This window comes from Shewanella saliphila, assembly GCF_014648295.1.
Lineage (GTDB): Bacteria > Pseudomonadota > Gammaproteobacteria > Enterobacterales > Shewanellaceae > Shewanella > Shewanella saliphila.
The window spans coordinates 46,450-71,285 of record NZ_BMQV01000007.1 but is presented as its reverse complement, the minus strand read 5'-3'; the positions used below and the strand labels follow the sequence as shown (position 1 = coordinate 71,285).

Below are 24,836 nucleotides of genomic sequence, written 5' to 3'. Positions count from 1 at the left end.
AAAAAGCCGGATTACTCCGGCTTTTGCATTTCACAACACGATTGATATTAATTCAGCTTTTGCTTAATGCTGACACAACGTTGTTCTTGTTGGCGAGTTTCAAGCAGGGCGCGTCTGGCCAGTTTTGATAAACCTGTTTCGCTATTTAACACCTGACTAATCGCATCAATATTGCTTGAACTACAATCGGTAGGGATTAATTGCGAAGCAAAGCTGCGCATAAACACCGGCCCTTTATCGTCCATGAGTTGCAAATTTTCAAAGCGTTGCTCGGCGGTTGCTGCGCTAAGTAATTTTTGTTCTGCAGGGTAGAGGTTGTTCATCGCCACACGAATTTTTGAAAATGCTATGCTGTCGTTATGTTCAATGGTATTTAGCCATTGGCGTTTAAGTGCTGATTCTGGACGGATAACTTCAGCTGCGATAGCGGCTTTTTCACCAGAGTCAGATTGATCAAGATGCTTTTCTTTAGCCAATAATGCATGAGCATCGCCGTAGTCATAACGGTTTAGTTGACGGATCATGTTCCAGCGCAGGTCTTGATCTATGGTTAACCCTTTAATATGGCTTTTACTTTGCAGTAACGACTGAATATGTTCAAGCGCATCACCATGGCTTGATAAGCTAATGTAGGCATCGAACCAACGACGTTGGAAATCTCGGTTACGGTAGCTTTCCATGCTCATGCGTAGGCTCATTTGGCTTAATGCTTTTGATATTTTGCTGTTATAACTGGCATGAGTTGGCGCCATTAAGTCGAGGTAGTTTTTGGCTCGCTGCAAGTTATTAAGTACTTGGCCTAAAATGGTGTAGTCTTTTTCCAGCGGCGCATTGATTAAGGCAATATTTAAGAACTGTTCTAACGACGCGTTACCATCAACCACACTGTCCCACATACTTTGCCACAACATTGATCGCAATAATGGGTCGCTCACGTGGCTGAGTTGCTGTTTGGCAGTATCGAATGACTTTTGGTCTAATTCAACTTTCACAAATCCCCAATCATCATAGTTTGGATACACTAAATCAGGACAGATCTCGCCAACCAGTTGGTTCACTTCGGTATAAGCGCCTTTGTAGGTCACAGCAATTGCTTGCAGCTTATCGAGCCCGTGTCGGTGATGGTCGAATAAGCCTATTTGCACACGCTGTTCACGCAGTGTTGGGTGTTGGCTATCTTCAGCGGTTTGCACTAATGCAAAAGAGTCGATTTGGTTACCCTGGCAAGTGTATTGTGCCTTAATGGTATTGACGCCAGCGGCATATAACCATTCTTGAGTCCATTGTGACAAATCACGGCCACTGGCTTTGGCTAAACTATCAATAAAATCATCGAGCTCGGCATTTTGATAGCTGTATTGTGTTAAATATTGGCTAACACCACGACGAAAAGTTTCTTCACCTAACAGATGGCGCAGTTGTTTAATGGTCGATGCCCCTTTTTGATAGGTGATGGCGTCAATATTATCAAATGCATTTTGGCTGGTGGCTACCGGCACTTCAATAGGGTGAGTGGTGACTAAACTGTCTTGATGATAAGCCGCTTGTTTACCAGAGGCGTAAAAGGTGCGCCAGGCATGGCTAAACTCGGTGGCTTCGCTGGTGGCCAATGTCCCCATAAATGAGGCAAAACTTTCGTTTAACCATAAGCCGTTCCACCATTTCATGGTGACTAAATCACCAAACCATTGGTGAGCCATTTCATGCATGATAACCCCGGCCAAACGCTGTTTTTGTTCGGCGGTCATTTGGGCATTAAATAAGAAGCGATCTTCTGAAAAGGTAATCGCGCCCGCATTTTCCATGGCGCCGTATAAAAAGTCTGGCACTAACACCTGGTCATACTTTTTAAATGGGTAATCAATCCCAAAGTAGCGGTCAAAAAAGTCTAAACCTTGTTTGGTGTAGGTAAACCAATCTTGTGGTGTCACTTGCTCGGCAACCGATTGGCGCGAGAATAAGCGCATCGGATAGCGGCCTGAATTGTCTTCCCAGACTTTATAGGGGCCAGCATGCATCGAGAAGTTATAAGGGCTTAATTTAGGCGTAGTAGGGAAGGTCCATAAGTTGGTTTCGCCTTGGTCTACCACGTTAGTTTCACGCATCGCGCTGATCACTTGCCAGTCTTTTGGGGCGTGAACATTAATCTGGTAGGTGGCTTTTAAGTCGGGTTGATCAAACACGGCGAACATTTGCTGCGCGGCAGCAGGCTCAAAATGCGAGTACAAGTAAACTTTATTGTCTACTGGGTCAACAAAGCGATGTAAGCCTTCACCGTTGGTACTGTGTTCGCGGGTAAACTCAACTGTAATGGTGTTGCTTCCACTCGCTAATAGGCTTTGGTTAATTACGATATATGCGTCGTTGTAGTTAGGATAAACCTTGGTACCGTTAATGATAAATTGTTTAATATTGGCTTTGTTTAAGTCAAGTGTCAGTGATTTAGGCACACTGCTAAGGTCAAAGTTGACGGTCGACTTGGCACTGAATTGGCTATTTTCACTTAAAAAGAAAGTAAGATCGTATTGTACATTTGAGACTACGTTAGCGCGTGCTTGTGCTTGCTGTTGGCTAATGTAAGCCGACCCATCACGTTGTAACGTTGAGGTCGATACTGAGCTACTGCAACTTATGACGCTGGCACAACATAATGCAACAAAACTGGTTTTGATAACCTGTGGACTAAACAATTCAGTGGATAACAATTTCACGTTAGTGTTCCTAACTTATTATTGGGTGTATGAAAAAGCCGACATCAATGTCGGCTTTATTACTATATGCTTGCGTATTACAAGCCTAAGAATGACTTAGATTTAACCTTACGAATTTCTTTTTCATCAGACCATTCAATTAAACCGGTTTCAAGATCCATTAAACGCATGGTCATTTTGTAGTACACATCTTTGGTGCTGCCATCTTGCTTAACAATGCTCGAAAGGTTGCCGTATAACATGTACTGCGCGCCAATTTGACGACCAAACTTAATGGCGGTTGTTGGGTCTACCATGCCGGCATTGTTTTGATAATCTAGCTGCTTACGTACGGCATCCACTTTGGTCATGTCGATAAAACGGAACTTACCAGAACGGAGTAACTTGTTGCTGATCGTGTCGGTAACTGACTCAGTATCGATATGCTCTGAGGTCTTATTTTTAATTTTATCAACAAATATAATCGGACGATTGGTTTGTGTCATTACCACCACTGGCGGGAAGGTCATCATGCTGTCGACCATTTTGGCGGCAATATCTTGCAGATCAGTTGAGCCAAAGTTTTCGTTAACGGTTTCGACTTCGGTGGCATCGCCGTACTCAACTTTAGATTGACAGGCGCTCAGCCCCATTACTGCAGCTAACACAAATATCAGTTTTAAATTTTTCATAATAAATTCCATTGGTGATGAGTGACAGTTGATAAGGGGTTATCGTCTATCAGATGATTATCGAATAAAAACGGGTACGATTGCCAGTCTCTATTGCCCAAATTAATGTTGTACGGTTTGGTTTCACTTCAATTTTTACATTTTGGCTGTTATTTAAACGAATGTCGTAGTCACCTGCGTCGATAAATTGTTTGGCTATTTGAGCCTGACGCGGCAAGGTTAACCAGCTGCGACGATCTGCTTGTTCACTTATGACGTTAAAAATTTGCATCACCATGGCAGCGGCATCAACTTGATTACTGGCGCGGCGACTGCTGCTCTGAACGCTTTGATTAAGTTCGTACTTGGCATAAATACGTGCAGCTTGGCGAATGAGCGCAGCAGGTAAGTCTTCTTTTAGCGCATTAATGGCTAGGGCGTCGATATGAGCAATACTGTCGGCGTAGAGTGTTTGGCCTAAGCCGCCTATTTGACTCTGTTCAGCTAATGGTATTTGCCTCTGGTAAGTGGCTAATGACGCGGTTTGCCAGTTACCACCTATTGAAAAAGGGACGGTAATGCTTTGTTTTTCTGGTACAAAGCTTCGTTCAACAATAAATACAACCTGGCCTTGATTTGCCGTTGCTAACACAGCATCGCCCCATCGTTTTGCAAACTCATCATATTGTGGCATGGCTAATTGTTTGGCTAAACGGACTAAGTCTTGTTGTAAATAGCGGTTGTCGGGAGTGATTTGCGCCGCTTTACGGTAATCGATAAAAGCATCATTAGGTTCGTTAGCCAGTTCGTGCAGTAAGCCTGTTATGTAGTAACTGTATGCATTTAAAAACGAACTGGTTACGCTACCAGCAGCTTGTCCTAGCTGCGCCATTTGGGCATCAATTGTGCCATTAGCCATTGCCTGAACCGACTCTTGTGATTGTTGATAACGCGCTTGTTCCATACTTTGCAGCTCATTACTGCGGCGCACTTCAACTAGTGCTCCCTGCGCGTCACCACTAAACAAATAATTCAACGCCTGGTATTGGTGCAACATAATGCGCTCATAACCTGGGCCGCGATATGGAATGGCATTGTCGTTAAGCAGTATGCTGGATGCACCTGCGCCGAGCTGACTGGCGCTGATGGTGGCTTTGTCGTCAAAGGCTTGGTATGCGGCTATTGCTTGTTGGTAGTAAGTTTTGCTTTGTTCAAAATCACCCGCCACTTGCATAATTCGTCCAGACTCTTGGGCGTAGAGTAAGCCGTCATTACCGCTGATGTTGTCGGCTAATGCAGTAATATTAGTCGTAGGCGAGTTGCTGGCTAATTGTTGTTTATAAGGGGCTATTTGCGATGGATAATTAACGAATACGCTGTTGTAAGCGCAACCGCTTAAACCAGCCATGAACAGCAGCGACAGCCCAAGTATTTTTAACATGGCATCGCCTCAATCTGTGGCGCCATAAGCTTAACCCGTTCAAGTAAGGTAATACCCTGAAGGTGGTCATATTCATGCTGAAATATCCGCGCCACGAAACCTGTTAAGGTGTGCTGCTGCAGTTCGCCATTTAGTGATTGGTATTGCACTTTAATTTGTTGATGGCGCAAAATCGATAAGCGTTGTCCTGGAATCGATAAGCAGCCTTCAATCCCGGCTTCTGTAGTGCTAGATACTGACAAAATTTGGGGGTTAATGACTACCGTTGGCGCCATTGATGGGGCGTCTGGGTATCGTTCATTTGGGTTAGAAGCCATAATAAACATGGATGCACGGCTAAACACTTGTGTTGCAGCAATGCCGACACCGTTAGCATTGAGCATTGTGCTAAGCATGCTATCGGCCAATGCACGCAATTTATCGTCAAACACCGTCACAGGCTCAGCTGTCAACGTGAGAATATCATCGCCTGTTGTGGCTATTGTGAGGTGTTGAGTCGATTGCATGTGCACCTGCTATGTTAAAAATAAAATAATGGCCAATATTGCAAACTCATTTGTTAACCAACCTTTATTGCAACACAGCTAAGTAGGGCCTAGTAGTGCGGAGGTGGTGTTTCTTCTGCTTGCGAAGCCATATTACTTGGCTCCATCGCCTGTAATTTATTGACCATTAATATCATTTGCTGTTGTTGTCTGGCAACTAAAGCATTGAGCTTTATCACTTCTTGGTTAAGTTCTTCAATAGTGATTTCTTGGAACGAAAGCTTCATTTCAAGGTCGTCTAGCTTTTGCAACACCTGCTCCATTTGGGCCTCTATTTGTCTCTGTTATTACTGCCAATATTCAATTAACCCCTGGCTACTTATACTGACGATAGAGCCTTGGGTTGTCATTGCGACAGAGTATACTACAGCGCCCCTGTTTTGGGTGTTTTTACTGAGTTGAACTTGCCAGTGTCCTGTTTTTTTTCCTGAGTCGACTTGCCATAAAAAGATCTCTTTTGACGGCGTCCCTGTGAGTAGCTGTGTATCATTTTTGACAAAACGAGCCGCAGAAAAGTTCATTTGACGACGTTTAATATCGAGCTGGCTAAGCGAGTCACCCGAGTTTGAGTGCCATAGGTTTGCATTACCGGTAATGTCAGCGGCAAAACTTAAGCTACCGCTGTCGTTAATTAATACTTTGGTGATCCTTGAGTCCATTTGCCACTGTTGCATTGGCTGACCCGTTTGGCTATTCCACAACATGACTTTGCCATCATTTCCCCCACTGAGAGCGGTTTCACCGTCGGCGCTAATCGACACATTATTCACCTTTTCTTGATGACCTAAAAATTGAATTAAGCGATTTTTTTGTGGCGATAATGACACCACTGAGCCATCAACAAGGCCCACTAATGTTTGGCCATTATTGGCGATAGCAACACTTTGAGCATAAGAGGGCAGAGACCACCAACCGACAGAGCTGCCGTCATCTAAACGCCAAATCGCTAATGAGTCACTGCTCATCGTCGCGGCAAAAGTATTGTTAGCCGATATAGCCGTATCAATAACATTACTGGTGTTATCTTGTTTACCTTGAAGCCATTGGTAGGAGATGCTCGGGCCGGTTAAATCCCATACTTGCACACCATTGTTGGCTGTACTGACCAGAGCGATGTTGCCATCGTTAGACAAGCTGGCGCTGTAACTGGCGTCAGTGGTGAGCACCATCATCTTATCAGCGCTCGGCTGACATGCAGATAATAGCGCAACACAAAGCCAAGTTGACCAAAAAAGCAGCATTGGAACCTGTGTCATGAACTTGCCCCTTGAATTATTGTCGTAAACCTTGTGATATAAGGTCGACCCAATGGTATAACCCCATTAACTAGTATAAAGTGGCAAGCGAACATGACCACTAAAACATCTCATAGTTTGAATGTATTAGGTTATTGTAACCACTAAAGGATGCTGAGGAAGCTTTAATGAAATCTATTTACAAATTATCGTTAGTTGCATTAGCTGTTGTTGGATTGACTGCATGTAACCAAGAACAAGACGTAGCACCAAAGAAAGTCGAGCTAACAACAGACGCTCAAAAAGAAGCATACAGCGTGGGTGGTTCAATTGGTAAGTACATGTCTGGTCACATTAAAGAGCAAGAAGAGTTAGGTTTTGCTGTTGACCGTACTATGGTTATCAAAGGCTTTAGCGATGGCTTAGGCGAAGAAATGCAGTTGACCGAAGAAGAAATGCAAACTGTATTACAAAACCTAGATAAAAAATTAAACGACAAGCGTTTAGAGCAAGCAGAAGTGTTAGCTGCTAAATCGGTTGAAGAAGGCAAAAAATTCTTAGAAGAAAACAAAGCCAAAGAAGGTGTAACCACGACTGAGTCTGGCCTACAGTACGAAGTACTTGAAGCCGGTGAAGGTGAAAAGCCCGCTGCAGAAGATACTGTTGAAGTTCATTACCGTGGCACATTAATCGACGGTACCGAGTTTGACAGCTCATATGCTCGTGGCGAAACGGCTAAGTTTCCACTAAATCGCGTTATTCCTGGTTGGACTGAAGGCGTACAGCTTATGCCTGTAGGTGCTAAGTACAAGTTTGTTATCCCTTCAGAACTTGCATATGGCGAGCGTGATACTGGGACTATTCCTGCTAATTCAACATTGGTTTTTGAAGTAGAACTTGTGTCTGTTGAAAAAGCCGCAGAGGCAGCTGAAGCAGAAACAAAATAATTAGCGAGCTTTCGGTGTAAACGCCCGAGATGCAGAGTTAATGGCAAAAAAGGACGCATCGCGTCCTTTTTTATTGCTCATTTGAGGCTGTAGATACCGTTAAGCAAAGCGCTATTAACGGTAGTCTATCAATATCAACTCATTACAACCACTTTAAGCGATAAAATAGATACATCTGCAATGCGATAAGGGCAATAAGGCCACCACAGAATGCGGCAAATGCCCAGTTGGTTTCTGCACCGGGAATACCGCCAATATTGACGCCAAGTAACCCTGTTAAAAAACCAAGCGGTAAAAATACCGCTGAGATTAATGATAAAAAATACAGCCTTTGGTTCACCTGTTCAGACTGTTGAGATTGCAGCTCTTCTTGGGTCACACTGGCTCGGTCGCGAATGGCATCTAAATCTTCAATAACGCGAATTAAGGTTTCATGAATTTCGCGTAAACGCAGTTTATCGTTATCATCAAATAGCTCACTGGTTTCATGCAACATCCGCGAAAAAGCTTCGCGTTGCGGCGCGAGGTAACGACGCAATACCACGGTTTGTCTACGTAGCTCGGCAATTTCAGTGCGTAAGCTTTTGTTCACTTGGGTGACTACGCGCTCTTCTAACTCATCGAGCTGTTCTTCTAGTTTGTCAATAAATTCAACTTTACGTTGGGTTAAGCGTTCACAAATGGCCATGATAAATGCCGCGGAATCAATAGGACCTTTACCTTGGCTAATGGCGTCTGCGAGATCGATGACCGACTGTAATTGGCGCCCGCAGGTTGAAATGATTTTATCTTCTTCTGCGTATATGCGCACCGCAACCATGTCTTCAGGGTCTGAGTTAGGGTTGAGATTGACGCCACGCAAGGCTAATAGCATCCCTTTAGTTGAGTTGACGACGCGTGGACGCGTATCTGTGGCTAAAAGGGTGTCTGTTTCAACACGCGCTAACCCAGAATTCAGGATCCATTTACGGGCTTTAGGTTCACGATAGCGAAGGTGAAGCCACAGTAAACCATCTTGTGGTTGCCACTGCGCAACTTGCTCTTCGCTGAGCGACTGGCCAACATTTGGCCCTGTGAGTAGTAAGCTATAAATAAAACTATTGTTCATTATTTATTATTCCAAGTGATCGCTGTGTCAGCAATTACGCTACTGTTGAGTGCTGAACTAAGTTTATAACGTTTATGGCCAATAAAGCGTATCGTTTTCTATTATTTAATCCTTAGCTGCAGGTTTGAGTTTCATGGGTTAAAATAGAGCTAACGCTAATAAAAGAGCAATATTATGGAATACCAATTTCGTCGTAATCGTCTAGAAGGGACGGTATTTGCAGAGTTTAGTATGGATCATGAAGTACTCGGCCGCTGGTTTGCTGAAGAGCTTGGCGATGATAACAGCCGTGCTAACCATATCCTTACACAAATCATCTTAATCAAAAGCGGTAGTAAAAATCACTGGCGTCATATTGGTGCAGACTTAACCATTGATATCGACACTGAGCAGGTGCGAGTTTTCGCCAACGTTATCGATTTTGAAGAAGAGCATGAATTAGATGATGCAATGAGCTTGTATGACGCGGAGTCAGAGTCATACTGCGGTTTAGAAGATTTTGAAGCGGTATTACAAAGCTGGCTTGCCTTTATTAATCAGAAATAATAATACCCCACACTCATTGGTGTGGGGCATCAACTCACGTTAAATGCATCTTGTAAGCGTTATTGGTTTAAATAACGAACGGCCATTTCGGTACGCGACTTCGCATTGGCTTTACGCAGTAAGTTTTTAACGTGTACTTTGACTGTGCCTTCACTGATATGTAAGTCATCTGAAATCATTCGATTACTTTTACCTTCAGCCAACTCCTGTAAAATTTGCAGTTCGCGCGGAGTAAGGTTTTCAATCCAGGTATTGTCATCGGTGGCATTTTTTAACTCGTAAAGATACGCCTCAACTTCGTTGCTGATGACACGGTGACCTAACATGGCTTTTTTAAGTTGTTCGAGTAACAAATCTGGCTCAGTGTCTTTGAGTAAATAACCGTCAGCGCCTGCACGCAATAACCTAACGACATCTTGCTTGGCATCGGATACGGTTAAAATAACAATTCTCGCGGTGACCCCTTCTTGGCGCATCGCATTAAGCGTATCTAAGCCTGACATGCCTTTCATGTTTAAATCGAGCAGGATGATGTCTGGCTCGTTATCAGCCACGGCTGTGAGAGCTTCTAGTCCTGTTCCAGTTTCACCAAAAAGTAAAAAATCACTGTCAGAGGTGATCAGCTGGCAAATACCTCGACGTAACAAGGGGTGATCATCTACAACAAGTACGGAGTACGGCTTACCCATTTAAAGGCTCCTGTTGAGGTGGAAAACTAAGTGTAACGGTGGTGCCGCCATGCGGGTTACTGTCAAATGTTACAACGCCATGTAATTTATTGGCTCGTTCATGCATGATGCCGATGCCAAAATGTTGATCGCGTTCTTGTAAGTGTGACACACCAATACCGTCATCACATATTGCTATGGTTATCATAGCACTATTTGTTAACTGACAATCTACCACTATATGGGCAGGCTTAGCGTGTTTGATTGCGTTAAGCGTTGCTTCGCGGATCAATTGTAAAATGTGAATATGTTGTTTCGCTTCTAACAAGTGTGCTGACAACTTGTAATTGAGTTTAATATCAACATTACTTTGCTGACGAAGCTGATCAAGCATGACTTCAATCGCTTGATTTAAATTGGGTTCTTTAATAGTTAATCTGAACGTAGATAATAATTCGCGTAATTGCACATAGGCAGTACTTACCCCTTCATTAATCTCAACTAATTGTCCTTCGACCTCAGGGCTACGACAACTTTCGTGTAAACTTTTTTTGAGTAAACTGACCTGAATTTTTAAAAATGATAATAATTGGCCTATCGAATCATGTAATTCCCGGGCGATGACTGCGCGTTCTTCCATTAATGCCAATTGTTGACGTTGCTCTGTGGCATTATGAATTGTAATTGAACGGGTCAGCATCATGGCAAAATTTTCAAATAATTGTCGATTCAATTGTTTATCGGAAATAACATCCAAATACCCTAACTGAGTCTGCTCAAGGTTGAGTGGGAACTGAACAGAGATGATATTGTTTTCATCAGGCCAGCCTCCTTCAGCTTTGATGACATCAGCTGAATCATCTTCATGCTTGATAACCAGCCTAAGAAAGTCTAAATCTTCATAGTATTTCAACTGGTTAATCGCAGACTGTAATGCTTTGTAATCCAATTTGTCTGCATGCAGCATCACCAAATTATCGTATAAAAACTTAAGCTCATTGTTGGCGCGCGTTAACGCAAGGGTTTTATCGTTTACTTGACCTTCTAAATCTTCATATAAATCAGCCAATTCAGCGGCGGTTTTTTGTAATGCGTTGCCCAGCGCGGTGAGCTCAATATAATCTGTTTTAGGCATCTTAACTTTAAAGTTACCTTTTGAAATGGTGGCTGCGCTGTCCATTAATGATTGCAGCGGTCTTACAACGCGCTTTCGGGTAAACACAACGGCCATAATGGCAACTGCTAATAAAATGGCTAAACCTATAATTTGTCCTATAACTAATAACTTAAGCTTAAATGCTGCAAAGAGCTCCATTTTTAATACTAGGGTGTCGATGGTATCAACAAAGTCTTTTAATGATGCAGAATACAGGCGAGCATCGCCCGCTTCGACATAGGCTCTCATCACTTGCCATTTATCAATTACCAGCAGATATTGGTCAGTTAACTCTTGAGGGCTGTACCAGGCCAGTGCGCGCTTAAGTGGTTCAGAATTTAGGGTATTTTCAAATTCAGCGATTTTTTCTTGAGCATTAATACTGCCAGCATTGGTAAATAGCAGTAAGCGATAACTTTGCATACGCATTGAGCCTGAAGCATTAATGCCTTTGGCATCATCTAGGCTAAAAGTTAAATTGACGATAGAAAAAACGGCTAAGCTTGATGATAGCAAAATGAGAAACAACATTAAGGCTAAAATCGTTGAGGTAAGACTGCCTCGAGTAAACATAAAACCCTACTTTGAATGAGATTTAATAAAAGAATTAGGATAAGGCAAAAGTATGGTTTCACTTCTTATCCAATAGTGTGTTCTACATTAGGTATATCTGCATTACATTAACGAGTTAACGGAACTGTGAGATACATCCTGTTTACATGTTGATCTGGCGCAAACTTTTCTCGCTATACCTCATTGGAGGTATGTCTAAGTATCAGGTTAATGGCTACTTTTGATATTGGAGATGTCGTGGTTAATAAATTAAATATAATGTAACACGGAGATAAAGGGTGATGAAGATGAACGCAAAATCAATTGCACTCAGTGCTGTTATTGCTGCAAGCTTTATGGCTGCAGGCGCAATGGCGAGTGATAAAACTGAGCCTCGTAATGAGGTTTATAAAGATAAATTTTCAAATCAATACAACAGCTGGCATGCAACTGCAGAAAGCGAAGAAATTGTTGATATGTTGGAACAAGTACCAAGTCTAGTTGTGTTGTGGGCGGGTTACGGTTTCGCAAAAGACTATAACGCACCTCGTGGCCACATGTATGCTGTTACAGACGTAACCAATACATTACGTACAGGCGCACCAAAGAATGCTGAAGATGGCCCAATGCCAATGGCATGTTGGAGCTGTAAAAGCCCTGACGTACCTCGTGTTATTGAAGAGCAAGGTGAAGACGGCTACTTTACAGGCAAATGGGCTAAAGGCGGTCCAGAAATCGCTAATGTTCTAGGCTGTAGCGATTGTCACGTAAAAGGTTCATCGAAGTTACGTATGTCACGCCCTTATGTTGACCGCGCAATGGATGCATTAAATACCCCATTTGATGAAGCTTCTCGTAAAGATAAGCAGTCAATGGTTTGTGCACAATGTCACGTTGAATACTACTTCGAGAAAACTGCTGACCGTAAAGGTTTTGTTAAATTCCCTTGGGATATGGGTACTACCGTTGAACAAATGGAAGTGTACTATGACAGCATGGAGTTCTCTGATTGGACTCACGCAGTGTCTAAAACACCTATGTTAAAAGCACAACATCCTGGTTATGAAACTTGGAAAATGGGTACTCACGGTCAAAACAATGTAAGTTGTGTTGATTGTCATATGCCTAAAGTGAAAAATGACAAAGGCCGTAAATACACTGACCATAAAGTGGGTAACCCATTTGATCGCTTTGAAGAAACCTGTGCAACTTGTCACACTCAAAGCAAAGAGTTTATGGTTAAGCAAGTTGAAGAAAGCAAGCACAAAGCAGCAGACTTAAAAGCACGTGCTGAAGCGCAATTAGTTAAAGCTCACTTTGAAGCAAAAGCTGCTTGGGATGCGGGTGCAACTGAAACTGAAATGAAGCCTATCCTTATGGATATTCGTCATTCACAATGGCGTTGGGATTATGCGACTGCTTCACATGGCGCATCAACTCATGCTCCAGCTGAAGTTCTACGTATTTTAGGTACTGCAGTGGACAAAGCTGCTGATGCTCGTATTAAATTAGCTCAGTTATTAGCTGTTAAAGGTGTTAAGCAACCAATCGCTTACCCAGACACATCAACTAAAGCTAAAGCGCAAGCGGCATTAGGCATGGACATGAAAAAAATGAATGCTGAAAAAGCTGAATTCAAGAAAACACTGGTTCCTCAGTGGAAAGAAGAAGCTAAAAAGCGTGAAGCGACTTACTAAGTAACTTGCTACATTAAACAGCCTATGCGTGAATCATAAGCTGTTCTCTCAAGAAACCGTCCTTTTGTAAGGGCGGTTTTTTATTCTATTTTTGCGCAAGCCTTCTTCTGTTACTCCTTGTTAAAATGTCTATAACGGCTGTTTCCCTTCGTTGAACCTGCGCACCAAAAAGGGGCGTCGCGATTTTTTGGCTGCACTTTATTGGTGCTTTTATAAGCAGGGGACAATGCAGTAATTATTTAAAAGTTAAATTAAACAACAAGTTAAAAAACTGGCCTGATGATTGAATTAGTTAGTTCAACAAATCAATAACAACTACATTTTTTCACACTTTTGGAGGTCGGGATGAAACTCGTCAGCGCTATCATCAAGCCATTTAAATTGGATGATGTCCGTGAAGCCATAGCAGGCATGGGCATTGAAGGTATGACTGTTACTGAAGTTAAAGGCTTTGGTCGTCAAAAAGGACACACAGAGCTTTATCGCGGAGCAGAGTACCAGGTCGACTTTTTACCTAAAGTAAAACTTGAAATTGCCACCAAAGCAGAAAACTTGGAAATGCTTCTTGAAGCGATTACCAAAGCCGCACACACCGGCAAAATTGGTGATGGCAAAATCTTTGTGACAGATTTAGAACAAGCAGTCCGCATCCGTACGGGTGAGCTTGATAACGAAGCATTATAAGGGGGCGATTATGGAAGAGTTAACAAAATTAGGGCTTACAGTAACTGAATTACGCTTTGCATTAGATACATTTTATTTTCTAATTTCAGGCGCATTGGTGATGTGGATGGCAGCAGGTTTTGCAATGTTAGAAGCAGGACTTGTGCGTTCAAAAAACACGACAGAAATTTTAACTAAAAACGTGTGTTTATATTCAATTGCTTGTGCGATGTTTTTATTAGTTGGCTACAACATTATGTATGTAGACAATGCTGAAGGTGGCTTCATTCCTTCGTTTGGTTCGTTAATTGGCTCACAAGCTGATGGTGCTGACCATGCATTAGAATCTGACTTCTTCTTCCAGGTTGTGTTTGTTGCAACGGCGATGTCAATTGTTTCTGGTGCGGTCGCTGAGCGTATGAAGCTTTGGGCTTTCTTAGCGTTTTCTGTTGTGATGACTGCGGTAATTTACCCAGTTGAAGGTTACTGGACTTGGGGCGGCGGATTCTTATCAGAAGCTGGTTTCTTTGACTTTGCTGGTAGCGGTATTGTGCACATGGCTGGTGCAGCGGCAGCAATCTCTGGTGTATTATTGTTGGGTGCTCGTAAAGGTAAATATGGCGCAAACGGTCAAGTACAACCAATTCCAGGTTCAAACTTACCAATGGCAACATTAGGTATGTTCATTTTATGGATGGGCTGGTTCGGCTTTAACGGTGGTTCTCAGTTATTAGTGTCAGATGCTGAAAATGCAACAGCAGTGGCTAAAATCTTTGTAAACACTAACTCTGCAGCGGCCTTTGGTGCTATCTCTGCACTCATCGTATGTAAGGTTGTATGGGGTAAAGCTGACTTAACTATGATTTTAAACGGTGCATTAGCAGGTCTTGTTGCTATTACTGCTGACCCATTATCACCTTCATTCTTAATGGCTGCTGTGATTGGCTTAATTGCTGGTGGCGTGGTTATCTTCTCAATTATTGCCTTTGACCGTGTTAAAATTGATGACCCTGTGGGCGCGATTTCAGTGCATGGTGTTGCGGGTTTCCTAGGGTTAATGTTAGTGCCTTTATCAAATGCTGACGCTAGCTTTGGTAGCCAGTTATATGGTGCTGCGGTTATCTTCATCTGGGTATTTGCTGCATCATTACTTGTATGGTTTGTATTGAAAATGACCATGGGTATTCGTGTAACAGAAGAAGAAGAATACAACGGTATGGATGTGTCTGATTGTGGTGTTGATGCTTATCCTGAGTTTGTGAGTGTTAAATCTGCTGGATAATCTTATCCTTGCGATACGCTTAAAAACAGAACCTTTGGGTTCTGTTTTTTTTTGCTGTTTTGAAACTGTACTCTGTTTAAGTTAACTCTTTTTTTTGCGCTAAGTGCTGTGGGTATAGATCCGCAGTTGTCATCTCAAGCAAAGTCTGTGTAGCTTGAAGAGTATTTTGGCAAACGCGCATTACAGTGCTGATTGGTATAATGTGATAAAGTTTTATTTGGCGCTTGGAGGGGACATGACACATCGTTTGGGATTGATCATTTTGATTATGGCACTTTTGATGAGTTTTATAGCTGAAGCTGGCACCGTTATTGTACGAAAATCATCACAACCGTTTGATGCGTTTGCTGTGCGTGATGAATTACAGCAACAACATGAATGGCAAGAATTACTGCGACAACAGCAGCAATTATCCATTTTGCAATCTTTACCTCTTACCTGTATTGCAGTCAAAAGGGCTTTTTTGTACTTCAATTGCGGTCAACATCATTATCGCCCTTATCAATATCAGGACCAGCAGTTATTTATTGAGATCGACCCTACTCAAGAACATTAGGTATATGTCAGATGCTATTTGGCGTGTCCCAAAGCGGTGCGTTTGTGGCTGAATGCCAGTCTATTGACTACGCTTTAAGGTAGCTTATTTCTATCTGAGGGTTGAATCATGTTGGCTTATCACCCAAGCAGGAGCGCAAGTAAGGTATTACGCCTATCCCCAAAAGGACTTCAATTAACGGTTAAGTTATTATTCATTAGCGTATTAATCTGCCTTGGTGGTTGTCAATCTACACAATCTAATGTGCAAGAAATTGATACTAATACCTTGTTTTACGATGAATACTTTACCCCTGTATCTACCATTGATACCGATGATATATATCAACTGCCGGAAGCTTTTGTTACCAAGTTTAGACGTCAATATCAGGCTGAACATACACTACGAAGCAAAAACATATTGTCCAATGAATGGTTGGCGCAATACATAGGTGCCACCAATGGTGGGTTTGAATATCGTGATCATTACACTCGACCGGCGGGGGAAACGGTACTAAATCGCCAAGGTAATTGTATGTCTTTAGTGGTTCTGTCTGCGGCTTTAGCTGAGGTATTAGATGTACCGGTTGAGTTTTATGACATTGACGTTGAACCCATTTGGGATCGCCGTGGTGGCTTTTTTTTGGTTAATGGTCATGTCAATTTAAACTTGATGCCTCCTGAAGATAATAAAACCGTATTGCTTAGGGGCTCAAAAATGCTGGTGGACTTTTTACCTGAACGTTCAGTGAGGGCTTACCAAAGTAAGCGAGTCAATAAACGGCAATTATCGGCAATGTATTACAACAATATTGCCGCAGAAGCCTTGGTCAAAAACGACTATGACCAAGCGTATGCTTTAGTTAAAAAAGCGATTGTGCTAAATCCTCAATTTGTTGGAGCGATCAACACTTTGGCGGTGATATATCGTCATAAGGGTTATCAAGCTGAAGCTGAACAAGTCTATCGAGCAGCATTGCAGATAAAGCCACAAGATTTATCGACCTTGTATAATTTAGCGTTAATTTTAGGTGAGCAAGATAGGTTAACCGAGTGGGCTGAAGTACATAAAGTACTAGAGCTAGCCAGAATTAATAATCCTTTTTATTATTTTGATATGGCGCAACAAGCGTATTTTGATCGCCAATATCAAGACGCACTTGTGTGGTATAAGCGTGCCGTTGAAAAAGCAGATTATCGCCATGAGTTTTACTTTGGTTTATCGAGAGCGTATTGGGCAACGGGTGAACAAAGGCTTGCAGAAAAAAACCTTAAGCGAGCGTTAGCATTGAGCGATGTGGATAATAAACAACGATATCAAAGTAAGTTACAAGCCATGCGTCAATACTAATTAAGGCTATCAGTGGCTTAAGCAGCTTTATGTGTATGTATACAATCGGTGGCTCTTTTACGTTGAGTATAATATGTACAGTGATTATCCTTGCCTAGCACCTAGCACCTAGCACCTAGCACCTAGCACCTAGCACCTAGCACCTAGCACCTAGTATCAAGCTACAAACCATAGTCTATATGTGAAGCTTCATTAACATGACAAACAGACACTTACATTACTGCAACTGAGGAAAGATTTATCTTGAGGTGTTGTTTGTTGAGTCGAGGGAGGGCTTATTTGGTTAAGCGGTTAGCGTGTTGTGCAGGTTGATAGCTGTTTTGTTCAGCTAAGCTGAGAATTTCTTGATATTGATACGATTGCTTTAGGGTCGTTATGGCATTGTCTAACACTGCTGCAGTGTCTTTGTTGTGACAGGCAATCTTTCTTTCGGCTGGCGCAAATAAGGCTACTTCGGTCACCGCTAAGCTCGTGTCAAGTTTATGTCTTAGTTGGTGACGGTAATACTCAAAAATACGTCGCTCGAGTACTACAGATTGAATATGGCCATTAAATAACATTACAACCTGGCTTTTTTGATTTGATATTTCGCTATAAAGCGGGTTTTGTTTTGTTACCTCACTAAACTCTTCGCCAAGGTACTTCGTTGCATTTTGAAATCCTAAAATCGAAATGGATTTAAGATCTTCAATTTTATTAATATTTAACTTGTTTTTGCTTAGGTAAAACACGCTATTTTGATATTCGATTAAGCTCTGAGTGTAAAACATCCCATCAACATGATTTGGTGTATTTATCATGCAATCTATTCTCTTGGTATCTACCAGGCGTTGAGCTCGCAGGTTAGGCGCGTGAACAAGCTCTGTCATCGAAATACCACTAAGTTTAAGGGCGGTGACTAATAGATCATATTGTACGCCTTGAGGTTTATTCGCAAAAAAATACGGTGCAATACTATTGCTGGTAGAAAAGCTGATTTGGGTGATATCGGGCAGTAAGGCTTGCTGTATGGTTTGGGCGTGATGTTCGACTAAGATGTGAGGGAATTCAGACGGATCGCTAGCGATGTCATCTGCCGTAGCGGTTAGACAGATAAATAAGTTAAGCGTAACTAGCAAAAAAATGATGCTGTATTTCAAACGTTAAACTTCCTATTGTGATGTCCTTGTCTATTTTCGTCGATGTTAACCAAGTCAATAATAGTTGCTTGTATAGATCATCACAGCATTTGATATGGTGCAAAACTGTTCACTATTTAGTACAAAACCGCATTATTGCTAACATCAGTATGGTTCATCAAATCTCTTGCATCAAGCTCACTTTTACTTTAGGTGATAACCTCTCATTTAATATCGGCATAGTTGAGTAATACTTGATTGATTTGTCGATTAATACTGGTTAAATTGAACTTTCGTGTTCATTTTCCTGATGTACTCTACTCATTTTTATATCACTTTTATGAATTAACTCATCTCTTTCAATCTATTGAATAAGAGATATTATAGATTTTGCCGGAGTTGTAACCACTATGAATTATCAAAACGACGATATTCGTATCGATGAAATAAAAGAATTGCTACCACCTATTGCGATTCTTGAGCGATTTCCGGCTAACGAAAATGCATCTGCGACCGTATATAACGCCCGTAATAATATCCATAATATTTTAGCGGGTAAAGATGACCGTTTATTAGTCATCATTGGTCCTTGTTCAATTCATGACCCTGTGGCTGCACTAGAGTATGGTGAGCGCTTATGCATTTTACGTGAGCAGTATAAAGACCAGCTTGAAATTGTTATGCGTGTCTATTTTGAAAAGCCGCGGACAACCGTGGGCTGGAAAGGATTAATTAACGATCCTTACATGGACAATAGCTATAAATTAAATGATGGTTTACGCACAGCACGTAAATTATTGGTCGACTTAAACGAGTGTGGCATGCCAACGGCGGGTGAGTTTTTAGATATGATCACACCACAATATGTTGCCGATATGATGTGCTGGGGCGCCATTGGTGCGCGTACAACAGAATCTCAGGTGCATCGTGAACTGTCATCAGGACTTTCTTGCCCAGTCGGTTTTAAAAATGGCACTGATGGCACCATTAAAGTGGCTATTGATGCGATTGGTGCGGCTAATGCTCCACATCATTTTCTGTCGGTCACTAAGTTTGGTCATTCAGCGATTGTGTCAACCAAAGGTAATCCAGATTGCCATATCATTTTACGCGGTGGACGTGAGCCAAATTACAGTGCTGCGCATGTTGAAGATATTTCAGCGCAACTGAAAAAGTCAGGCCTTGCTGATAACATTATGATTGATTTTAGCCACGCTAATAGCAGCAAGGACTATAAAAAACAGATGCTGGTGGCCAAAAATGTTGCACAACAAATTTCAGCTGGTAACCAAGCCATTTTTGGTGTGATGGTTGAAAGCCATTTAACAGAAGGTCGTCAAGACTTAGTTGATGGTGTTGAATTATGTTACGGCCAAAGTATCACTGATGCCTGTATTGGCTGGGATGATACAGAGCAATTACTGGCGACGTTAAATCAAAGTGTGGTTAATCGTCGACAAGGTTAATTGAACTGTGCAGACAAAAATAAGGCGCTCAATGCGCCTTATTTTTTTTCCTGCTGTACTAAATATTCGTTTGCTTTTGCTAAACTGCCAAATGCAGATATGAGATTGTTGCGGCCTTTATCTTGTAATTCAGGGTTCCCTGATTCAATCATCATCCATACCCAAGTTTGTATTAGTTGTAATGGTGGGTATTGAACTTTCGTGCTATCCAACATAAAGCATCCTTTAAACGGGTAAATCGTTGTTTGTGAATTACCCAAACAGTCGTTTATTTATTCCTGAAGAGTATCAAATAATATCTGTAGAAATAACTCTATTTAGGCGTTAAAAGCCAAAAATGGTCAAAAAAAAATTAAAAGTAGTATAAAGGTGTGTGTTTTTATTTATTCTGTAAGTCTTAAGTTGTACTTGTGCTTAGGTTGAATAATGAAAATATTGAGATAATTCAGGGCTTATTACAGCAGAGTGTGATGTAAGTCTGATAAGAAAATGCTTTATAATAAGACAATATTGATAAACCTCATGATCAACTTGCCACGTTAAGCGGCCTAACATTGGAGTAGCGATGAGACCTTCTGCGTATTTTGAAGGCCCTGTAGGGAAGCTGAATTGGCATGTTTTACGATTATTGTGGCCCTATTTAATAGAGTTTAAAGGTCGAGTGTTGTTGGCGATGCTGTGCTTAGTCATCGCTAAATTAGCCAGCGTCGGCTTACCCTTTATTCTAAAAGATCTCGTTGATACCTTAGACACGTTAAGTGTTGAACAGGCGCTTGCGGTTCCATTTGGATTGGTGATTGCTTATGGTGCAATTCGCTTTCTCAATGTCATTATAGGTGAAGTACGCGACACGTTGTTTGGCCGCGTAACTGAACGTGCTATTCGTCGTCTTGGGTTGGCTGTGTTTGAGCATTTACATCGCTTAGATCTTGATTTTCATCTTGACCGCAGAACCGGTGGCTTGTCGCGAGATATTGAGCGTGGTACCAGTGGTGTGAGCTTTTTAATGCGTTTTATGGTGTTTAATATTGTTCCCACCCTGCTTGAAATCACCTTGGTTATCGGCATTTTCTTTTTTAACTACGGTATTCAATTTGCCCTCATTACATTTATTTCTGTGATTGCTTATATCGGATATTCAATCAGAGCAACTGAATGGCGCACAGGCTATGTACGTGATGCGGCAAAAGCAGATTCATTAGCCAATACTCGAGCAATAGACAGCCTATTAAATTATGAAACAGTAAAATACTTTAATAACGAATCTTATGAGTCACAACGTTACGATAACGCGCTGGATCAGTGGGAAGTCGCTAAACGTAAAAACCGTTTATCACTCCTAGCTCTTAATGGAGGGCAGGCGTTTATCATTGCTATCGCCATGACTGCGATGATGGCTTTAGCGGCCCATCAAGTATCATTAGGCATGATGACCATTGGTGATTTTGTCTTGATCAACGCCTTTATGATGCAATTATTTATACCACTTAATTTTTTAGGGTTTGTTTACCGTGAAATCCGAGGTGCCTTGGCCAACATTGAACGTATGTTCGACATTATGGCTAATGTGCCACAGGTTGAAGACCAAGAGGGGGCTTCAACCATTCGCCCCAGTATAGGTGCGATAAAGTTTAATAATGTCAGTTTTCAATATGATCAACGATCGATTCTAAAACAGGTGAGTTTTGATGTCCCTGCGGGTAAAAAAATAGCAGTAGTTGGTGACAGTGGTGCTGGTAAATCAACCATCATTAAACTACTGTTTCGTTTTTATGATGTCAAAAGTGGTTCAATAAACATTGATGGTATCGATATTCGACAATTGACCCAATTAGCGTTACGCCAAGCGATTGCTGTTGTGCCGCAAGATACCGTGCTATTTAACGATTCAATCTATGAAAATATTCGCTATGGCCGCCCTGATGCAACAGAAGATGAAATTAAACAAGCCACTGAATTAGCACATTTGAGTGATTTTATTCATTCATTACCAGATAAAGGCAATACCAAAGTGGGTGAGCGTGGGCTCAAACTTTCTGGCGGTGAAAAACAACGGGTCGCAATTGCACGTGCTGTGTTAAAAGGCGCACCGATTTTAGTGTTCGATGAAGCAACATCATCATTAGACTCTCGCTCCGAACAAGCGATTTTAAGTGCCTTGCGCGACGCAGCAAAAGGTCATACAAGTTTGGTTGTTGCGCATAGGTTATCAACCATTATCGATGCCGACCAAATTGTGGTGCTCAGTAAAGGCTGTATTGTTGAGCATGGCACTCACAGCAGTTTGTTGGCCCAGCAAGGCTTATACGCTCGCTTGTGGCATATTCAACATGAGCATAGCGAACCAATTAGTCAATAACCTCCTTCTGAACAAGCTAGTTTTGATGTGTTTTATATGTTTATTGTTACAATTATAACGAATGATTATTTTGACGATCTATAATAAGGTCGCTAATCTATATCGCTGCAAGTTGTTGAGTAGAACATGTGCATTTATACGACGTTTTACTCAACATCTAGGCTTAAATCTGATCTAGTTGGTTATCCCACCGCTTAAATCCAAGCTGAGATTCTTGTAGATGCTTATTAAGCATCTGATTTTAATTTTTTATTAATCGTTAAGGTACTAAATGATGTATGGAGGTGACTTATGCATAATATTGCGTTGATAGCGGCGTTAGAAGGCACCCGACATCAGGTGACGACAGATTGGTTTGCTATTATGGCCATGTTAAAACAGCGTAATATGTCCGATGATGCTATTAGTATTGTTTATAACGATTTATGTGCGGGGTTAAGGGTAACGACTCGTGGCTTAACATTGGCCAAAATGACTGAAGAACTTAAAGATCAAACCATCTTAAAGTAGCCACATCATCATAGGTTTGCCTTTTTGAGGTGAGTTTATACGCAGCAGTTAACACCACGATCATTCAATAACTTATCAAATAACAACGCATTCAATAATCTTTGAGTTGGGTAAAACGAGTTTGAGTAAGGGACAACTAAAGAGTGATTTATAGACAAGTTGAAATGTAGCCATGCGTCGAAAGCTAAAGTAGGTATTGCTTATGTTTGGGGCTATTTTTTTCTCCAGCCAATACATACCATTTTGATCAACGCTGCTGGCGATGGATCAAGAGTTAAGCGTTTGATTTTACCATGCTCAAAACAGACTAGTTCGCCTTCGATCTCAATCATGCGATCGCAGTTTTGACAGCTAACACTTAAGCTTTTTTCGTTAACGGGGATGTTATCCGCTTGAATCTTTAACATATAACCCTTAATCCACATTTGTTCCTAAATCACATCAAAGCAATATAATGTGACGAATGTCATACTCTATTCTACACCTTATTCCGCATTTCAGCAAAGCGATACTGATACAATTCGGTACTATATTCTGTATCTCTTTCGTATAAGTTCTTTGGATGGTGGCAGTGCATAAAGTGTTGAGAGGTTTCTGCGGGTATTCAATAAATAATAAGTAAAGAATTGTAAATATTAATCTTTTCAACAGCTTTGTTCGCATTAGCGTACATCGACCCGTTTATCATAATAGGGCTTATCGGATTAATAAGCCCTATTTATAGCATTGTCATTAATAGGTATACGCTTTTATCGACACTCATGTTTTATTGCATATGTCGATAATGTTTATCTAATGTCACCGCCACCCCGGTATTTTGGACTATGCGGGCGTGATGACGTGTTAGATGCCTTGGATCGGCAACCCCGCATGAATGAGCAATCATGGTTAAATCGTAATGTAAAAAATGGTTATAATTCGCCACTCGAGCGGATTTGTCTTTGGGGTCTAAGCCATGTTGTAAGCGAGTATTATGGGTTGTTATGCCTGTAGGGCAAGTATCTTTATTGCACTGCAGAGATTGAATACAACCTAAAGCAAACATGTTACCTCTGGCTGAAGCAATAAAATCTGCGCCGGTAGCCAATGCCCAGGCAACATAAGATGGCATAACTAATTTACCCGTTGCGATGATTTTGATCCGCTGCTTTAGTCCGCGCTCATTCAATAAATCTACTAACAATGGCAAGCTTTGTTTTAAAGGCAATCCCACATTATCCATTAACGCCTGTGGTGCTGCACCTGTTCCACCGTCAGAACTGTCGAGGGTAAAAAAGTCCGGAGCAGACTCGATACCACGCCGTTCAATTTCATCACATAACTCACTTACCCAAGTCATGTCGCCTAAAACGGCTTTAATGCCTGTGGGTTTACCGGTGATATCGCGCACCTGGTTAATCATATCGAGAATGTCACTTATGCCTTTAAATTCAACATGACCATTTGGGCTAATAGAGTCCTGCCCGAGAGGGATACCTCTAATGGCGGCAATTTCTTCAGTGACTTTAATCGCAGGTAAAATTCCGCCTTTACCGGGTTTTGCGCCTTGGCTCAATTTTATTTCGAACATTTTGACTTCAGGGTGGGCGGCGATGTCAGTTAATTTTTGCGGGTCTAAATGCCCTTGTTCATTGTGCACCCCGTATTTTGCCGTGCCGATTTGAAACACTAAATCACAATGGCCTTTTAAATGGTGTGGGCTCAGCCCACCTTCTCCTGTATTTAACCAACAACCAGCTTGCGCGGCGCCATGCGACAATGCCGTTATTGCTGGGCGAGATAATGCACCAAAGCTCATGGCAGAAATATGACAAATTTTCTCAGTGCGATAGGGTTGCTTGCAGTTGGCGCCCACGGTTACCGCAATACGTTGATGTTGCTCATGATCACTAATAGGGAAGGCCGAGTTCATAAACATGACTGTGCCAGGTTTGTCTAAAACCTGGGTTGAGCCAAAAGCGATAGTGCGATCAACATTTTTGGCAGCACGATATACCCAGCTTCGCTCTGCACGGTTGAAAGGCAGCTCTTCGCGGTCTTGGGAGAAAAAATATTGTCTAAAAAATTCGCCCTGTTTTTCAAATAAATATCGAAAGCGGCCAATTACTGGGTAGTTGTGGCGTACGGCCTGCTTAGTTTGCAGTTTGTCAGCAATATACATGTAAACCACTGCGATAAGCAGTAGCCAAAACAGCACCAAAAATAAACCTGAGAACAAGTCTATTCCCCACATAAACCAATGTTGTTCCATGCTACAGTCCTTAATGATCGCGTATATTGGTTACCATATTAGCCGC

General features: G+C 41.8%; 23 protein-coding genes. 10 read left to right on the top strand and 13 right to left on the bottom strand.

Going from position 1 to position 24,836, the window contains the following annotated elements:
* Window positions 1–47: 47 nt before the first annotated feature.
* The 6 genes from pepN to IEY48_RS05530 all read right to left on the bottom strand — a co-directional run bounded on the left by pepN (window position 48) and on the right by IEY48_RS05530 (window position 6,603).
* Entirely contained in the window at window positions 48–2,711 is a 2,664-nt protein-coding gene (pepN, locus tag IEY48_RS05555) for an aminopeptidase N (protein WP_188918123.1), read from the bottom strand.
* A 77-nt stretch (window positions 2,712–2,788) separates the two neighbouring features.
* Window positions 2,789–3,382, bottom strand: coding sequence for a penicillin-binding protein activator LpoB (gene lpoB, locus IEY48_RS05550; RefSeq protein ID WP_188918121.1), 594 nt, complete (start codon window positions 3,380–3,382; stop codon window positions 2,789–2,791).
* Between the two features lie 49 nt (window positions 3,383–3,431).
* Window positions 3,432–4,802 carry a COG3014 family protein gene (locus tag IEY48_RS05545; protein ID WP_188918119.1) on the bottom strand — a complete coding sequence of 457 codons (1,371 nt, stop codon included), beginning with the start codon at window positions 4,800–4,802 and terminating at the stop codon, window positions 3,432–3,434.
* Window positions 4,796–5,308: a peptide deformylase gene (gene def / locus IEY48_RS05540; RefSeq protein ID WP_188918117.1), complete on the bottom strand. Its 513-nt coding sequence runs from the start codon at window positions 5,306–5,308 to the stop codon at window positions 4,796–4,798. The genes IEY48_RS05545 and def overlap by 7 nt, the downstream gene beginning before the upstream one ends.
* Window positions 5,309–5,397: 89 nt before the next feature.
* Window positions 5,398–5,610, bottom strand: coding sequence for a SlyX family protein (locus IEY48_RS05535; protein ID WP_188918115.1), 213 nt, complete (start codon window positions 5,608–5,610; stop codon window positions 5,398–5,400).
* Window positions 5,611–5,634: 24 nt separating this feature from the next.
* Window positions 5,635–6,603 (bottom strand): WD40 repeat domain-containing protein, encoded by a 969-nt coding sequence (locus IEY48_RS05530; protein WP_188918114.1) that lies wholly within the window; start codon window positions 6,601–6,603, stop codon window positions 5,635–5,637.
* Between the two features lie 167 nt (window positions 6,604–6,770).
* On the opposite strand from IEY48_RS05530, the gene fkpA reads away from it, so the two are divergent.
* Window positions 6,771–7,529: an FKBP-type peptidyl-prolyl cis-trans isomerase gene (gene fkpA / locus IEY48_RS05525; RefSeq protein WP_188918112.1), complete on the top strand. Its 759-nt coding sequence runs from the start codon at window positions 6,771–6,773 to the stop codon at window positions 7,527–7,529.
* A 142-nt stretch (window positions 7,530–7,671) separates the two neighbouring features.
* Here fkpA and IEY48_RS05520 read toward each other — a convergent pair whose 3' ends face one another.
* Window positions 7,672–8,637 carry a zinc transporter ZntB gene (locus IEY48_RS05520; RefSeq protein ID WP_188918110.1) on the bottom strand — a complete coding sequence of 322 codons (966 nt, stop codon included), beginning with the start codon at window positions 8,635–8,637 and terminating at the stop codon, window positions 7,672–7,674.
* Window positions 8,638–8,811: 174 nt separating this feature from the next.
* On the opposite strand from IEY48_RS05520, the gene IEY48_RS05515 reads away from it, so the two are divergent.
* Window positions 8,812–9,183, top strand: a complete 372-nt coding sequence (locus tag IEY48_RS05515) for a YacL family protein (protein WP_188918108.1) — start codon at window positions 8,812–8,814, stop codon at window positions 9,181–9,183.
* Window positions 9,184–9,242: 59 nt separating this feature from the next.
* Here IEY48_RS05515 and IEY48_RS05510 read toward each other — a convergent pair whose 3' ends face one another.
* Together IEY48_RS05510 and narQ are read right to left on the bottom strand one after the other, a co-directional pair.
* Complete coding sequence (locus IEY48_RS05510; RefSeq protein ID WP_188918106.1) at window positions 9,243–9,872, bottom strand: response regulator; 630 nt, start codon at window positions 9,870–9,872, stop codon at window positions 9,243–9,245.
* Window positions 9,865–11,580: a nitrate/nitrite two-component system sensor histidine kinase NarQ gene (narQ, locus tag IEY48_RS05505; RefSeq protein ID WP_188918104.1), complete on the bottom strand. Its 1,716-nt coding sequence runs from the start codon at window positions 11,578–11,580 to the stop codon at window positions 9,865–9,867. The genes IEY48_RS05510 and narQ overlap by 8 nt, the downstream gene beginning before the upstream one ends.
* A 287-nt stretch (window positions 11,581–11,867) precedes the next feature.
* Between narQ and nrfA the strand changes: the two genes are divergently transcribed.
* The 5 genes from nrfA (at window position 11,868) to IEY48_RS05480 (ending at window position 17,086) form a co-directional block, all read left to right on the top strand.
* Window positions 11,868–13,256, top strand: coding sequence for an ammonia-forming nitrite reductase cytochrome c552 subunit (gene nrfA, locus IEY48_RS05500; protein ID WP_188918102.1), 1,389 nt, complete (start codon window positions 11,868–11,870; stop codon window positions 13,254–13,256).
* 345 nt (window positions 13,257–13,601) lie between these two features.
* Window positions 13,602–13,940: a P-II family nitrogen regulator gene (locus IEY48_RS05495; protein ID WP_188918100.1), complete on the top strand. Its 339-nt coding sequence runs from the start codon at window positions 13,602–13,604 to the stop codon at window positions 13,938–13,940.
* A 10-nt stretch (window positions 13,941–13,950) separates the two neighbouring features.
* Entirely contained in the window at window positions 13,951–15,201 is a 1,251-nt protein-coding gene (gene amtB, locus IEY48_RS05490; protein WP_188918098.1) for an ammonium transporter AmtB, read from the top strand.
* Window positions 15,202–15,436: 235 nt separating this feature from the next.
* On the top strand, window positions 15,437–15,757 hold the full coding sequence (locus IEY48_RS05485; RefSeq protein ID WP_188918096.1) for a hypothetical protein: 321 nt from the start codon (window positions 15,437–15,439) through the stop codon (window positions 15,755–15,757).
* A 108-nt stretch (window positions 15,758–15,865) separates the two neighbouring features.
* Window positions 15,866–17,086: a tetratricopeptide repeat protein gene (locus IEY48_RS05480; protein WP_188918094.1), complete on the top strand. Its 1,221-nt coding sequence runs from the start codon at window positions 15,866–15,868 to the stop codon at window positions 17,084–17,086.
* Window positions 17,087–17,361: 275 nt separating this feature from the next.
* Here the strand turns inward: IEY48_RS05480 and IEY48_RS05475 are convergent, their stop codons facing one another.
* The gene (locus tag IEY48_RS05475; protein ID WP_188918092.1) at window positions 17,362–18,225 is read right to left on the bottom strand and encodes a transporter substrate-binding domain-containing protein; all 864 of its coding nucleotides are present in this window, start codon (window positions 18,223–18,225) and stop codon (window positions 17,362–17,364) included.
* A gap of 389 nt (window positions 18,226–18,614) precedes the next feature.
* On the opposite strand from IEY48_RS05475, the gene aroG reads away from it, so the two are divergent.
* A complete protein-coding gene (gene aroG / locus IEY48_RS05470) occupies window positions 18,615–19,670 on the top strand; it encodes a 3-deoxy-7-phosphoheptulonate synthase AroG (protein WP_188918090.1) in 1,056 nt (351 codons plus the stop codon).
* 38 nt (window positions 19,671–19,708) lie between these two features.
* Here aroG and IEY48_RS05465 read toward each other — a convergent pair whose 3' ends face one another.
* On the bottom strand, window positions 19,709–19,885 hold the full coding sequence (locus IEY48_RS05465; RefSeq protein WP_188918088.1) for a hypothetical protein: 177 nt from the start codon (window positions 19,883–19,885) through the stop codon (window positions 19,709–19,711).
* A 350-nt stretch (window positions 19,886–20,235) separates the two neighbouring features.
* On the opposite strand from IEY48_RS05465, the gene IEY48_RS05460 reads away from it, so the two are divergent.
* Together IEY48_RS05460 and IEY48_RS05455 are read left to right on the top strand one after the other, a co-directional pair.
* A complete protein-coding gene (locus IEY48_RS05460; RefSeq protein WP_188918086.1) occupies window positions 20,236–22,029 on the top strand; it encodes an ABCB family ABC transporter ATP-binding protein/permease in 1,794 nt (597 codons plus the stop codon).
* Window positions 22,030–22,320: 291 nt separating this feature from the next.
* Window positions 22,321–22,539 (top strand): hypothetical protein, encoded by a 219-nt coding sequence (locus tag IEY48_RS05455; protein WP_188918084.1) that lies wholly within the window; start codon window positions 22,321–22,323, stop codon window positions 22,537–22,539.
* A gap of 212 nt (window positions 22,540–22,751) precedes the next feature.
* On the opposite strand, the gene IEY48_RS05450 is transcribed toward IEY48_RS05455, so the two are convergent.
* The gene (locus tag IEY48_RS05450) at window positions 22,752–22,946 is read right to left on the bottom strand and encodes a hypothetical protein (protein ID WP_188918082.1); all 195 of its coding nucleotides are present in this window, start codon (window positions 22,944–22,946) and stop codon (window positions 22,752–22,754) included.
* Between the two features lie 359 nt (window positions 22,947–23,305).
* Window positions 23,306–24,790, bottom strand: coding sequence for an FMN-binding glutamate synthase family protein (locus tag IEY48_RS05445; RefSeq protein ID WP_188918080.1), 1,485 nt, complete (start codon window positions 24,788–24,790; stop codon window positions 23,306–23,308).
* Between the last annotated feature and the right edge of the window lie 46 nt (window positions 24,791–24,836).